A 12,861-nucleotide genomic window follows, 5' to 3' on the forward strand; every position below is an offset into this window, starting at 1 on the left:
TCGGTAAACACGACTCTACGCGACGCCCCCGACCAGCGCAAATCCCGTCCCGCCCGGCCGCTCGGGCCCCGGCCGCACACCACGTCCACGCATGTCTCGCGGCGGTCGGGGCCACCCGGCGGTCAGGCGGACAGCTCCTGCCCCAGGGCGTCCCGCAGCCGCCCGGCCCGCTCGGCGACCTCGGCGGGACCGAGCTCCACGGCCCGGCACGCCCACGTCTGCCCGGCGGCGAGCTCCCCGCGCCGCGCGCACAGCAGGGCGAGCCGCAGCGCGGCCCGCCCGTGCCCCGCGTCGGCCGCCCGCGTCCACCACAGGGCCGCCTCGGGCTGACTGCCCTCCCGCGCGAGCAGCAGGCCGAGGTTGAACGCCCCGTTGCGCGAACCGGTCTCCGCGGCCGCCCGGTACCACCGGGCCGCCTCGACGACGTCGCCGCGCGCGGCGGCCAGCATCCCGACCCGCACCTGCGCCCGCCGGTGGCCGTGCTCGGCGGCCCGCTCGTACCACTCCTCGCACTCGGTCTTCTCCGTGACCGGCTCCCCCAGCTCGTGCCGGGGCGCGGGCGGCGTCCGCGCGTCGAGCAGCGAGGCGAGCCGGTACGCGGCCTCGGGGCTGCCCCCGCCCGCCGCGCACCGCAGGTGCCGCTCGGCCCCGCGCTCGTCGCCGTCCCGCAGCCGCGCGATACCGGCCTGGAGCGCGGCCTCCGTGTGCCCGCCGGCCGCGGCCCGCTCGTACCACTGGACCGCCTTGAGAGCGGACTCCTCCTCCTCGCGCCCGGCGTAGAGGATCCCCAGGTTGAAGGCGGCGTCGACGCTGCCGGCCTCGGCGGCCTTGGAGAACCACGGCTCGGCCCCGACCGCGTCGTCGTTCTGGAGGAGCAGCACGGCCAGCGCGTTGGCCGCCTCCCGGTGCCCCGCGTACGCGGCGCGCCGGTACCAGTCCTCGGCCTGCGCGGTGCGCTTCTGCTCGGCGCACAGCAGCCCCAGGTTGTACGCGCCGTTGTTGTCGCCCGCGTCCATGGCGGCCCGGTACCAGCGCTCGGCGGTCTGCGTCTCACCGCGCCCGGCGTGCAGCGCACCCAGCGCGTTCGCGGCGTTGCCGTCGCCGTCCTGGGCGGCACGCAGCCACCACACGGCGGCGCTCTCCTCGTCGCCCGCGTCGCGCAGCAGGAAGGCGAGGGCGCACGCGGCGCGCGGCTCGCCGTCCTTCGCAGACGTCAGGTACCACCTGCCGGCCTCTTTCAGGTCGCCGCGCTTCTCCAGGATCGCGCCGAGGTGCAGGGCGCCCCTGCGGTGCCCGCGGGCGGCGGCCTGGCGGTACCACTGCTCGGCCTCCTCCGCGGGGTTCTTGGCGTCCCCGGCGACCAGCACGTCGGTGCCGCCCTTGCGGTCGAGCGCTCGGGCGAGGCGGTAGGCGGCCTCCCGATGCCCGCGCTCGGCGGCGACCCGCATCCAGCGCTCGGCGCCCACGTCGGAGCGGTGCTCCAGCAGGTCGGCGAGGGCGTACGCGGCGAGGGTGTGCCCCTGCTCGGCGGACTGGCGCAGCCAGTACTCGGCGGCGGGCTCGTCCCCGCGCTCGCGGTGGTGCCGGCCCAGGGCGTGGGCCGCGGCGGCGGAGCCGGCGACGGCGGCGATCCGCCACCATCCCGCGGCTTCGTCGGCGTAGCCCCGCTGGTGCAGCAGGACCCCCAGGTTGTTGGCCGCGGCCCGGTCGCCCACGCTCGTGGCGTTGCGCAGCAGCGGCTCGGCCCCGTCGAGGTCACCGCGGCGCAGCAGCATGGCGCCGAGGACGCTCATCGCCTCGACGTCACCGGCCTCCGCGGCCAGCCGGCGCCGTGCTTCTTCTACAGCTTCGCCGGGTTCGTCCCGATCTGTCGGCTGCACAAACCGCCCTGTCTCCCACAGAGTTGCCTTGTCCCCCATAACGTCCATCGTCGCACCACCTGCAACCTGGGTACATCGTGAATACCGCAGCCAGTGAGGTCACTTCAGCGTTTTGTCGACATGCCCACAGAGAGATAAGTGAAACACAGTTTCCCCAAGTCTCCCCGGGTGAAGCGCCCTTCGCACATACATGGGACGCACCTGAGACATCTCTGGTACGCCCCCTTGGCACGCGTACCCAGCTCACCCCGTACCGCACCTCCCACACCGCACATGCCAGCGACTCATGACATCCGGTGCCCCGACGCACCGAAGGCCCGGAAGCCTTAGCTTCCGAGCCTTCGATCATCAGTAGCGGGGACAGGATTTGAACCTGCGACCTCTGGGTTATGAGCCCAGCGAGCTACCGAGCTGCTCCACCCCGCGCCGTTGTGTTGCAACCGTACCACGGCGCGGGGTGGTGCCCGCTCACCCTCCGACCTGCACCTCAGCCACCGGCGCCCTGACCGTCGGACCCGCTCTTGTCCTTGTCGGCGGCCTTGCCGTCGCCGTTCTTGCCGGCGTCCTTCTCGGCCGCCGTCTGGGCCTTGTCGGCGCGCTCCAGGGCGTCCTGGAGGTCGTCCTGCGCCGTGCCGTACGCGGTCCAGTCGCCGCCCTTCAGCGCCTTCTGGCCGGCCTCGAAGGCCTTCTCGGCGTCCGCGAGGGCCGCCTTGACCGTCGAGTTCCCGGGGCTGGTGGTGTCGCCGCCGGGTTTCTCCGGTTCGGTCGACGACCCGCCGTCCACCTCGAAGGCGTCGTTCAACGCGTCCGAGAGCGAGTTGGCGAAGCCCATTCTGTCTCCGTAGGAGACGGCCACCTTGCGCATCAGCGGGTACTCGGAGTTCCGGCCCTGTGCGTAGATCGGCTCGACGTAGAGGAACCCGCTGTCGAGTGGCACGGTCAGCAGATTGCCGTACAGCACCGTCGAGTCGGCACCCTTCATGTCGCGCACCCAGTTCGCCACCGGGTCCCAGGAGTTGAGCTTGTTCTGTACCTGCTCGGGTCCCTGGACCTTGTCCTCGGTGACTCTCAGCAGCCTTATGGCGCCGTAGTCCTTACTGGTCGCGTCGGCGTCCACCGCCATGAAGGCCCGCAGGTTCGGCCGGCCGCTCGGGGTGAACGTCGTCGTCAGTGAGAACTGCTGACTGCTCTGGTCCGGCATCTTCATGGACAGGTAGTACGGCGGAACCGCGCTGTTGTCCTTCTTGGTGGGGTCGTTCGGCACCTGCCAGGCGTCGGACGCGTTGTAGAACTGGTCCGAGTCCGTCACGTGGTACAGGCTCAGCAGCTCCCGCTGGACCTTGAACATGTCCTGCGGGTAGCGCAGGTGCTCCTTCAGGTCGGCGGGGATGGCGCTCTTGGGCTGCACCGTGTCGGGGAAGGCCTTCTCCCAGGTCTTCAGGACCGGGTCGCTCTCGTCCCACGCGTAGAGCTTGACCTCGCCCGTGTACGCGTCGACGGTCGCCTTCACCGAGTTGCGGATGTAGTTGACCTGGTTCTGCTGCGCCACGACGGAACGCTGGCTGTCCGCCTCGTTGAGCGAGTCGGCCGTGGTGTCGCCGAGCGTCGTCCGGGACGCGTACGGGTAGCCGTTCGACGTCGTGTAGGCGTCGACCACCCACGTGACCTTGCCGTTGACGACGGTCGGGTACGCGTCGCCGTCGATCGTCAGCCAGGGCGCGACGGCCTCGACGCGCTCCTTGGGCGTGCGGTTGTACAGGATCCGCGAGCCCTCGCCGATGGCGCCGGAGTAGAGGATCTGCGGCTCGCTGAAGGCCACCGCGTACGCGGCGCGGTTCACCGGGTTGGACAGGTTGACGCCGCTGTCGCCCTTGTAGCTGGTGGTCTTCTGGGTGCCGTCCTCCTGCTCGTAGTCCAGCTCCTTCTGCGGCCCGCCGACGATGGAGTACTGCGTCGTCTTCTCGCCGTAGTAGATGCGCTGGTTGTAGTCCCCGAGGTCACCGCCGGTCGGCAGACCCGACTCGGTGAACTGCGGAGCCCCCTGCGAGGTGGAGGTGCCCTTCGCCGTCACGGCTCCGTAGCCGTGCGTGTAGACGAAGTGGTCGTTGATCCAGTTGCGCTTGTCGAGCTTGCCCAGGTTCAGCTCGCGCAGGCCCACGACGGTGTCCTGGCCCTTGTAGCGGTCCACGTCCAGCGTCGTCGGGAACTGGTAGTACTTCCGCTGCTGCTCCAGCTGCTGGAACGTCGGCGACACGATGTTCGGGTCGTTCAGGCGGTAGCTGGCCGCCGAGTCGGACTCGGTGCGCAGCTTCTTGGTGTCCTTGTCGGACCCCTCGCCGCTGTAGTCGCCGACCGTCGCCTTGTCGATGCCGTACGCCTTGCGCGTGGCGTCGATGTTCTTCTTGATGTACGGCGCTTCCTTGGACTGCTCGTTCGGCTGCACCTGGAACTTCTGCACGATGGCCGGATACAGGCCGCCGATCAGGATGGCCGAGAGCACCATCAGGCCGAAGCCGATGACCGGCAGCTGCCAGGTGCGCCGCCACAGCGTCGCGAAGAACAGCAGGGCGCAGATGACGGCGATGCAGAACAGGATCGTCTTCGCCGGCAGGTACGCCGTCGCGTCCACGTACCGCAGGCCCGTCCAGTTGTTCGTCGCCTTGAAGTCGCTCGACTTCACCGCCAACCCGTACCGGTCGAGCCAGTACGCGACCGCCTTGAGGGCCACGAACAGCCCCAGGAGGACGGACAGGTGCCCCGTCGCGGCCGCCGTGGCGCGCGCGCCCGGGCTGGTGATGCGCAGCCCGCCGTACAGGTAGTGCGTCAGCGCGGCGGCGACCAGGCCGATCACGGCGGCCGCGAAGCCGAAGCCGAGCAGGAACCGGTACCAGGGCAGGTCGAAGGCGTAGAACGACACGTCCAGGTGGAACTGCGAGTCCTTCTGGTGGAACGGCACGCCGTTCACGAACTGGAGCCACGTGCGCCACTGGCTGGCCGCCGAGGCGCCCGCGATCAGGCCGACGAGGGCGGTGATCCCGACGAGCAGCCACTTCTTGAAGGGCGCGATGCCCATGCGGTAGCGGTCGAGGCTCTGCTGTTCGCTCGACATCGCGCTCAGCGGCGGCCGCAGCCGGTGCGCCAGCCAGATGTTCACCCCGACGGCGAGCGCCATCAGCAGACCGAAGACGAAGAACAGTCCGATCTTCGTCTGCAACGTCGTCGTGAACACGGACGAGTAATTGACCGACCGGTACCAGAGCCAGTCCGTCCAGAACCCGGAGAACATGACGAAGGCCATGCCGAGCACGGCGAGGACGCCCAGCGTCAGCAGCAGCGTCCGGGCACGCCGGGAGGGGCGTCCCACTCTGATCCGCGGTCCCGTCGGACCCCCGCCCCGGTCCGGCATCTGGAAAGCCAAGGTGCGCACCTCGATAGTTCAGTAATCGATCTGTCAGGCCCCCGAGATCGCGGACCCCTCATCTATGCAACTTACTCAGGCTTTACTCAGTTCCCGCTTCGGGGGACGAACGAGGCAGGATTGTGACCATGTCCAACACCCCCATGGCAGCAAGCCCCCTCACCCGGGCCGTCCTCGAGATCGACGAGTACGCCTCCGGCATGGGCTGGGACCAGCCCGCCCGCCTCTTCGCCCTCGTCGACACCGGCGCCCTGCGCGCCCAGGAACCGGCCCTCGCGGCCCAGCTCGGCCTGGAGAGCGAGGGCGAGACCACCGGTTTCACCCCGATCCTCCAGGACGAGATCCCCGCCTCCAAGCCGCTGGACGACTTCCTCGGCACCATCGCGTGGCCCGACGCCGTCGCCGGCTGTGCGCTGACGGTGGAGCGCCTGATGCTGCCGCCGTCCGCCGAGGCGTCCGTCCCCGAGGGGCTCACCGGCAAGAAGCTCACCCGGTGGGTCGCCGAGCACCCGGACCGCCAAGAGGTCCGGATGACGGTCGCCGTACTGCGCGACGGGTCCCGGGACTCGGCGCTGCGGCTGCGCGAGAAGGACGCGCCGACCGAGGTCCTCACCGGTTCGGACCTGGTGCCGGGCCTCGCCGAGGCACTGGCGGCGACGTTCGCCGAGTGAGGACGGCCACCCCGGCGCGAGCGGGGCGCCGCGGGATCCTCCCCGCGGCGCCCCGCTGCGCAGAGCCGGGTGTCAGCTCTTGGCGGTGCACTTCGGCAGGGCGCCGGTGTTGCCACTGCGAATGTCCTTCAGGGCGCCCATCGCGTCGTCCAGGGTGCCCACCTTCACCAGGGTGAGCCCGCTGGGGGTGTCCTTGGCCGCGCTCGCGCAGTTGTCCTTCGGCGTCAGGAAGTACTGCGCTCCCTTTTCGCGCGCGCCGACGAGCTTCATGCCGATGCCGCCGATCGGGCCGACCTTGCCGTCGTCGTCGATGGTGCCGGTGCCCGCCACGAACTTGCCGCCGGTCAGGTCGGTGGGCGTGAGCTTGTCCACGATGCCCAGGGAGAACATCAGACCGGCGCTGGGGCCGCCGACGTCGGCGAGCTTGATGTCGATCTGGAACGGGAAGGTGTGGTCGGTCCCGGCCTGGATGCCGACGATCGCGCGGCCGTCGTCGGCCTTGTCGGTCCTGATCGTCACGTTCTCCGTGGCGGTGGCCTCCTTGCCCTCCTTCTCGGCGGCGGCGGCCTGCTTGACCGGCACCACCGTGAAGACGACGTCCTCGCCGGCCTTGTGCCGGGTGACGAGCTTGGCGACGTCGGAGGGCTTGGTGACCCGGGTGCCGTCGACGGCCTTGATCACGTCACCGGCGTGCAGCCGGCCCTCGGCCGGGCTGTCCTTCACGACAGAGGAAACGATCACCCAGGACTTCACGGGGATGTTCAGCTCCTCCAGGGCGGCCACCTTGGCGCTCTCCTGGGACTGGCTGAACTCCTCGGCGTTCTCCTGCGAGGACTGCTCCTCGGTCTGGCCGTCGGGGTACAGGGTGTCGTGCGGAACCACGATGCTGTCGTGGGCGAGCCACCCGTAGACCGCGGAGACCAGGTTCATGTTGAAGTCGGCGCTGGTGACCCGGACGGTCGTCATGTTGAGGTGTCCGGACGTCTCGTACGTCCTGTGTCCGGAGATCTGGAGGACGGGTTCGCCGTCGTGGTCCGCGAGCGTGTTCACCGTCGGACCCGGGGACATCTCCGCGTAGGGCACTTTGATGAGCACCCCCGCGCAGAGCAGCGCGATCAGCATCAGGGTCGAAGCGAGCATCGTCGCGGTGCGGCGTGGCATGGAACGACAGTACGGGACGGGCCCGCGCGTGCACCTGTGGGGCCGGTCCGTACGGGACCCGGCCCCGCGGCCTCAGGTCCCGGAGTGGGACTTCTCCATCGCCTCGCGAAAACGTTCGTAGCCGCTGAGCTCCGTGACGTCACCCGTCTTGTGCCGGCTCCGGCCGGCCCACGAGCCCCAGAGCGCGGCGCCGACCGCGGCGACCACCGGAATCAGCAGCCACAAGAGCACTGCCATGCCGACCTCCCGACCCCATGTGCGACCGCAACTGACTGATCAGCAGATTAACCATCCGCTCAGTCAACGCTCGCCGCAGGGTGGCGGTTACGCAACCGGAGCCTCAGCAGGCCCCGACCCACTCCTCCGTCCCGTCCGAGAACGTCTGGTGCTTCCAGATGGGCACCTCGTGCTTGAGGTCGTCGATGAGCATCCGGCACGCCTCGAAGGCCTCGCCGCGGTGCGGGCACGACACGGCGACGACCACGGCGAGGTCCCCGACCGCCAGATCGCCGACCCGGTGGACCGCCGCGAGCGCGCGCACCGGGAACTTGGCGGCGACCCGCTCGGCGACGCGCCGCATCTCCGCCTCCGCGGTCGGGTGGCACGAGTACCCGAGCCGGTCCACGTCGGACCCGCCGTCGTGGTTGCGCACGGTCCCCACGAAGAGCGCGGTACCGCCCGCCGCCGCGTCGCCGACCGCCTGGAACACCTCGTCGACGGAGAGCGGGGTCTCCCGGACGGCGAGCAGCCTGATGGGGTCCTGCGCCGCCTGCTCGCCGGGGTGGTCGTGCTGGGTGGATGCCATGCCTTCATCGTGCCGTACACCCCTGGCGGCGGTGAATTGGATCCTCCTACAGGCCACCCGGTCGGCGTCGGGCTTTCCGCACGGCGGGGCTTCCCGCGCGGCTCCGCGCCTCAGATGCGGCGGCGCGCCTTGCGCACCCGCCGCACCACGGCCGCCGTGCCCAGCAGGGCCACCGTCGCGCCCGCGGCGCCCGCGGCCGTCGCGTCCTTGCGCCCGAGCCGGCGTCCGGCCACGGTGCGCCGGCCGGCGACCTCCTCCAGCAGCTCCGCGAGGACCTCCTCGTTCGTCCATCGGGGTCGCCATCCGGCGTCGTGCAGCCTGCTGCCGCTGACGACCCAGGGGTACATCGTGTAGGCGAGGTCACCGGCGGGCGAGGGCGTCAGGCCGATGCGGTGCAGCCGGGCCGCGGCCCCCAGCGCGACGGTCGAGGGCAGCTCCATCCGGCGGATGCCGCTCAGCTCCTCCACCTCCTCCTGCTCCAGCCACCCGTCGCAGCCCACCGCGAGCTCTCCGTCGACCTTCTCCAGGACGGCGTACTCCAGGGCGCTGCACAGGTCCTCCACGTGGCAGAACTGCCAGGCGGGCCGCGAGCCGGCCACCACCAGGAGGCGCGGCGACTCGAAATAGCGGGTCAGGGCCGTGTCCGTGCCGCCGACGAGCACCGCGGGACGCACCACGGTGACGTTGAGGCCGGGGTGGGCGCGGGGCGCGCGGCGCGCCAGGCGCTCGATCTCCAGGAGGTCGCCGACGCCGGTCGCCTCCGCGGTGGCGCGCAGCTCGGCGTCCTCCGAGAGCGGCAGCTCGTTCTCGGGAAGGGCCCCGTAGACCATGGCCGAGGTGCACAGCACGACGCGGTGCACCCCGGCCGCCGCGGCGGCGGTGAGCACCGTCTGGGTGCCGCGCACGTTGTAGGCGGTGCGGGCCGCCGGGTCGGACTCGAGATCGAGGTCGAGCGCGAGGTGCACCACGACGTCGGCGCCGCGCAGCTTCTCCGCGATGGCCGGATCCCGTACGTCCAGGATGTGCCAGGTGGCGGAGGCGCACTCGCCCCGCCGCTCGTCGATGGCGAGCACCTGCTTGATCGCGTCGGAGGCGGCGAGCCGCTCGGTGAGCAGGGCTCCGATGCCGGACGCGGCACCGGTGACCGCGACGACGGGGCCGCGCGCGGCCGGACTGGTTGAAGGGTTTCGCGCTGCGCGAACCTGTGGATCTGGGGAACTCACCGGGCGTCTCCAGCGGTTGTCTTCGGTAAGTACGTGAATGACACGTACGTACCAGGAGGCATCCATCCTGCCGCAGGCCATGAGTCGGCGAAGCACCGAGGCCCGATCCCGTCGCGGTGTCTACGCTGGGTGTGTGTAAGTCGGGCAGTCGCCACCGGGCAGAACCGGTGGCCTTACCAGCCGAGGAATCCCGTGAGTGACACCCCATTCGGTTTCGGCCTTCCGCCGGAGGAGCCGGAAGACGGCGACGAGGGCAAGAAGAAGGACCAGCAGGGCGGTGGCGGTCAGGGACCGGCCAATCCGTTCGGATTCGGCGGCTTCCCGGGCCTTCCCGGCGCGGGCGGCCCCGGGGGCGCGGCCGGGGACAACCCGTTCGCGGCCATGTTCGGATCGATGGATCCGAACGATCTGGGGGCGGCGTTCCAGCAGCTCGGCCAGATGCTCTCCTACGAGGGCGGGCCGGTGAACTGGGACATGGCCAAGGACATCGCCCGCCAGACGGTCTCCCAGGGCACGCAGGACGGCGTGAAGGACGCCAGCGTGGGCCCCGCCGACCGCACCGCGGTGCAGGAGGCGGTGCGCCTGGCCGACCTGTGGCTGGACGACGCGACGTCGCTGCCGTCGGGTGCGCACTCCGCCGTGGCGTGGAGCCGCGCGGAGTGGGTGGAGGCGACCCTCCCGGTGTGGAAGGAGCTCGTCGACCCGGTCGCCGAGCGGGTCGGCATGGCCATGGGCGACGTCCTGCCCGAGGAGATGCAGGCGATGGCGGGCCCGCTGATCGGCATGATGCGCTCCATGGGCGGCGCCATGTTCGGCTCGCAGATCGGCCAGGCGCTCGGCGTGCTCGCGGGCGAGGTCGTCGGCTCCACCGACATCGGCCTGCCGCTGGCCCCGGCCGGCAAGGCGGCGCTGCTCCCGCTGAACGTGGAGGCGTTCGGCAAGGACCTCGGCGTCCCGCAGGAGGAGGTGCGGCTCTACCTGGCGCTGCGCGAGGCCGCCCACCAGCGGCTCTTCGCGCACGTGCCGTGGCTGCGCTCGCACCTGTTCGGCGCGGTCGAGGGCTACGCGCGCGGGATCAAGGTCGACACCTCCAAGCTGGAGGACGTGGTCGGCCAGTTCGACCCGCAGAACCCCGAGCAGATCCAGGAGGCGCTCCAGCAGGGCATGTTCCAGCCGGAGGACACCCCGGAGCAGAAGGCCGCCCTGGCGCGGCTGGAGACGGCGCTGGCGCTGGTGGAGGGCTGGGTCGACGCGGTGGTCCACGCGGCCGCGAAGCCCCGCCTGTCCTCCGCCGACGCGCTGCGCGAGACGCTGCGCCGCCGCCGGGCGACCGGCGGACCGGCCGAGCAGACGTTCGCGACGCTGATCGGTCTCGAACTGCGGCCGCGGCGGCTGCGTGACGCCTCGCGCCTGTGGGCCTCGCTCACGGACGCGCGCGGGGTCGACGGCCGCGACGACCTGTGGGAGCACCCGGACATGCTGCCGACGGCGTCCGACCTGGACGACCCGGACGGCTTCGTCCACCGCGAGCAGCTGGACTTCTCCGAGCTCGACAAGATGCTCGGCGAGGCGGCCGGCGGCAGCGGCGACCAGCCGAGGACGGCCAAGGACGACGACACCGGCGAGGACGACGACACCAAGTGAGTCTGTACGACGACGCGGTCCTCGTGCTCAAGGGCTACGAGGGCCAGCCCGAGCTGCGCCAGGCCTACCTGGACCACCTCTCCGCGCACGGTGAGGCCGGTCTGTGGAAGCCGTGCACGGCCGGCCATCTGACGGCGAGCGCCCTGGTCGTCGACCCCGCGCGCGGGCGCGTCCTGCTCACGCTGCACAAGAAGCTGCGGATGTGGTTGCAGATGGGGGGCCACTGCGAGTCCGGTGACCGCTCGGTGGCCGCCGCTGCGCTGCGCGAGGCGACGGAGGAGTCGGGCGTGCCGGGCCTGACGCTGCTGGCGGGCGGCCCGGTCCGGCTGGACCGGCACCCGATCCCCGGCCCGTGCACCCAGCACCTGGACGTGCAGTACGCGGCGCTCGCCCCGCCCGACGCCACGGAGGCCATCAGCGACGAGTCGCTCGACCTGCGCTGGTTCCCGTACGACGAGGTCGCTGACGTCGCCGACACGTCAGTGGTCCGCCTGGTGGAGGCCACCCGCGCCCGCCTGTAGGGACGGAGCCGCAAGGGGTGGGGCGAGCGCCATGGCGTTCGCCCCCACCCCTGTGTCCCGGCCGGTGCGGCCGTCAGCTCCAGGCGTTGCCCTGGTTCGCGCCGCGGGCGCCCTGCTGGCCCATGCCGTACTGGGCGGCGAGGCCGCCGCCGATCGCCGCGTTCTGCGGCGGCAGCAGCTCACTGGGCTGGACGAGCGCGTAACCGCTGCCCATGAAGCTCAGCTCCCAGCCCTCGCCGGTGTTGCCGCGGCGCCGCCAGACGCCCGAGGAGTGCGTCTGCGCCTGCATCTGGACCCGCAGGCTCGTCGACCAGGCGACGATGGCGTCCGCGTCGACGTTGACGTACTTGTCGGGCGTGACCTGCATCATCAGCGGCTGGCCCGACGTCATCAGGGCGACCTTGCCGTGGCCGGTGATGTTGAGCTGGTACTTGCCGGATCCGGAGATCCCGAACTGGCTGTCCACCGCGATGACCTCGTGGTGCAGGCTGGAGTCCATGGCCAGGACGTAGTTGCTGTCCACGGTCAGGCCGTCCTGCTCCACGTCCACCAGGTGGACGTACTGGGCGAGGTTCGCGAGGTAGACGATGCCCTGGCCGTGGCAGCGCATCAGGCTCAGGCCCTCGCCGGTGACCGCGCGGGCGCGCTGCCGGCCGTGGGCCTGGTACTCGCCGTCGAACTCGACGAGCCCCTGGTAGGCGACCATCGAGCCCTTGCGGGCGAGGAGGTCGTCGTGGCCCTCCAGGACGACCCGCAGCATCTGCGGGTTCTGCACCGTGTAGCGGTCCTGGGACTGCTGGTCGGCGTATGCGAAAAGCGGACTCTGCATGATGTGTGCGCTCCCCCTCAGCCCCGGACTCGGAGACGGTCGGTGCTGTCCTCGCTGGGCTGGACGACGACGATGCCCTCGCCGGAGAAGCCCATCTGGTAGGCCTCGCCGCTGCCGCGCCCGATGAGCGAGCCGGCCCGGAAGCTGCGCTTGCCCTTCACCTTCAGCTTCGGCGACCAGGCGATGAGCGCGTCCGGATCCACGTACGTCTCGTCCTCGCCGCGTCCGCAGTCGACGACGATCGGGGTGCCGCGCGAGGTCAGGGCGACGTACCCCTGGCCGCTGATGGTGATGTTCCACAGGCCCTGGCCGGTGAACTTGGCGAGGCCCTTCACCCGCTCGACGCCCCACTGGAGGTGGGCGTCGAGGGCGAGGAGGTTGGTGCCGTTGACCGAGATCGAGTCGCCGCCGAGGTTGATGACGACGACGTCCGCGCCGTAGTCGGCCAGGTAGAGCAGGCCGTCGCCGGACGCCTTCATCAGGGGGGCGCCCTCGCCGGTGATCCAGTCCCGGGCGATCTGGCGCACGGCGGGCGGGTTGGGCTCGTACTGGACGAAGCCTTCGTAGGCGACCATCGAGCCCACGCGCGCGAGGAGGTCGTTCCCGGTCTGCATGGCGACCTTCAGCATGTTGCTGCCGTGGTTCTCCATGCGGGCCGCTACGGGTGTCGGGGCGAAGCCCGCGAGTGGTTGGTTCATGACGGGCTCCC

General features: G+C 71.1%; 11 protein-coding genes and 1 tRNA gene. 3 read left to right on the forward strand and 9 right to left on the reverse strand.

Translation table 11 applies throughout. The features are described from left to right. Nucleotides 1–122: 122 nt before the first annotated feature. The 3 genes from ACIP5K_RS00935 to ACIP5K_RS00945 all read right to left on the reverse strand — a co-directional run bounded on the left by ACIP5K_RS00935 (nucleotide 123) and on the right by ACIP5K_RS00945 (nucleotide 5,286). The gene (locus ACIP5K_RS00935) at nucleotides 123–1,928 is read right to left on the reverse strand and encodes a sel1 repeat family protein (protein ID WP_401403630.1); all 1,806 of its coding nucleotides are present in this window, start codon (nucleotides 1,926–1,928) and stop codon (nucleotides 123–125) included. A 304-nt stretch (nucleotides 1,929–2,232) separates the two neighbouring features. Then, nucleotides 2,233–2,306, reverse strand: a tRNA-Met gene (locus ACIP5K_RS00940). Between the two features lie 61 nt (nucleotides 2,307–2,367). After that, nucleotides 2,368–5,286: a UPF0182 family protein gene (locus tag ACIP5K_RS00945; protein ID WP_401405209.1), complete on the reverse strand. Its 2,919-nt coding sequence runs from the start codon at nucleotides 5,284–5,286 to the stop codon at nucleotides 2,368–2,370. A gap of 140 nt (nucleotides 5,287–5,426) precedes the next feature. Here ACIP5K_RS00945 and ACIP5K_RS00950 point away from each other — a divergent pair, with 140 nt between their 5' ends. Next, nucleotides 5,427–5,969, forward strand: coding sequence for a PPA1309 family protein (locus ACIP5K_RS00950; protein WP_401403633.1), 543 nt, complete (start codon nucleotides 5,427–5,429; stop codon nucleotides 5,967–5,969). A 72-nt stretch (nucleotides 5,970–6,041) separates the two neighbouring features. On the opposite strand, the gene ACIP5K_RS00955 is transcribed toward ACIP5K_RS00950, so the two are convergent. The 4 genes from ACIP5K_RS00955 to ACIP5K_RS00970 all read right to left on the reverse strand — a co-directional run bounded on the left by ACIP5K_RS00955 (nucleotide 6,042) and on the right by ACIP5K_RS00970 (nucleotide 9,158). After that, nucleotides 6,042–7,130, reverse strand: coding sequence for a PDZ domain-containing protein (locus ACIP5K_RS00955; RefSeq protein ID WP_401403636.1), 1,089 nt, complete (start codon nucleotides 7,128–7,130; stop codon nucleotides 6,042–6,044). A 72-nt stretch (nucleotides 7,131–7,202) separates the two neighbouring features. After that, a complete protein-coding gene (locus ACIP5K_RS00960) occupies nucleotides 7,203–7,367 on the reverse strand; it encodes a hypothetical protein (protein WP_353944614.1) in 165 nt (54 codons plus the stop codon). 103 nt (nucleotides 7,368–7,470) lie between these two features. Beyond that, nucleotides 7,471–7,935 carry a molybdenum cofactor biosynthesis protein MoaE gene (locus ACIP5K_RS00965; protein WP_401403639.1) on the reverse strand — a complete coding sequence of 155 codons (465 nt, stop codon included), beginning with the start codon at nucleotides 7,933–7,935 and terminating at the stop codon, nucleotides 7,471–7,473. Nucleotides 7,936–8,045: 110 nt separating this feature from the next. Further along, on the reverse strand, nucleotides 8,046–9,158 hold the full coding sequence (locus ACIP5K_RS00970) for an SDR family oxidoreductase (protein WP_401403642.1): 1,113 nt from the start codon (nucleotides 9,156–9,158) through the stop codon (nucleotides 8,046–8,048). A gap of 192 nt (nucleotides 9,159–9,350) precedes the next feature. On the opposite strand from ACIP5K_RS00970, the gene ACIP5K_RS00975 reads away from it, so the two are divergent. Further along, nucleotides 9,351–10,802, forward strand: a complete 1,452-nt coding sequence (locus ACIP5K_RS00975) for a zinc-dependent metalloprotease (protein WP_401403645.1) — start codon at nucleotides 9,351–9,353, stop codon at nucleotides 10,800–10,802. Further along, on the forward strand, nucleotides 10,799–11,323 hold the full coding sequence (locus tag ACIP5K_RS00980; protein ID WP_401403647.1) for an NUDIX hydrolase: 525 nt from the start codon (nucleotides 10,799–10,801) through the stop codon (nucleotides 11,321–11,323). The genes ACIP5K_RS00975 and ACIP5K_RS00980 overlap by 4 nt, the downstream gene beginning before the upstream one ends. Before the next feature lie 73 nt (nucleotides 11,324–11,396). Here ACIP5K_RS00980 and ACIP5K_RS00985 read toward each other — a convergent pair whose 3' ends face one another. Then, nucleotides 11,397–12,152, reverse strand: coding sequence for an AIM24 family protein (locus ACIP5K_RS00985; protein WP_401403650.1), 756 nt, complete (start codon nucleotides 12,150–12,152; stop codon nucleotides 11,397–11,399). Between the two features lie 17 nt (nucleotides 12,153–12,169). Next, nucleotides 12,170–12,850: an AIM24 family protein gene (locus ACIP5K_RS00990; RefSeq protein ID WP_351451720.1), complete on the reverse strand. Its 681-nt coding sequence runs from the start codon at nucleotides 12,848–12,850 to the stop codon at nucleotides 12,170–12,172. Nucleotides 12,851–12,861: the final 11 nt, after the last annotated feature.

It is taken from the genome of Streptomyces sp. NPDC088785, assembly GCF_044750685.1.
In the GTDB taxonomy this organism is placed as follows: domain Bacteria; phylum Actinomycetota; class Actinomycetes; order Streptomycetales; family Streptomycetaceae; genus Streptomyces.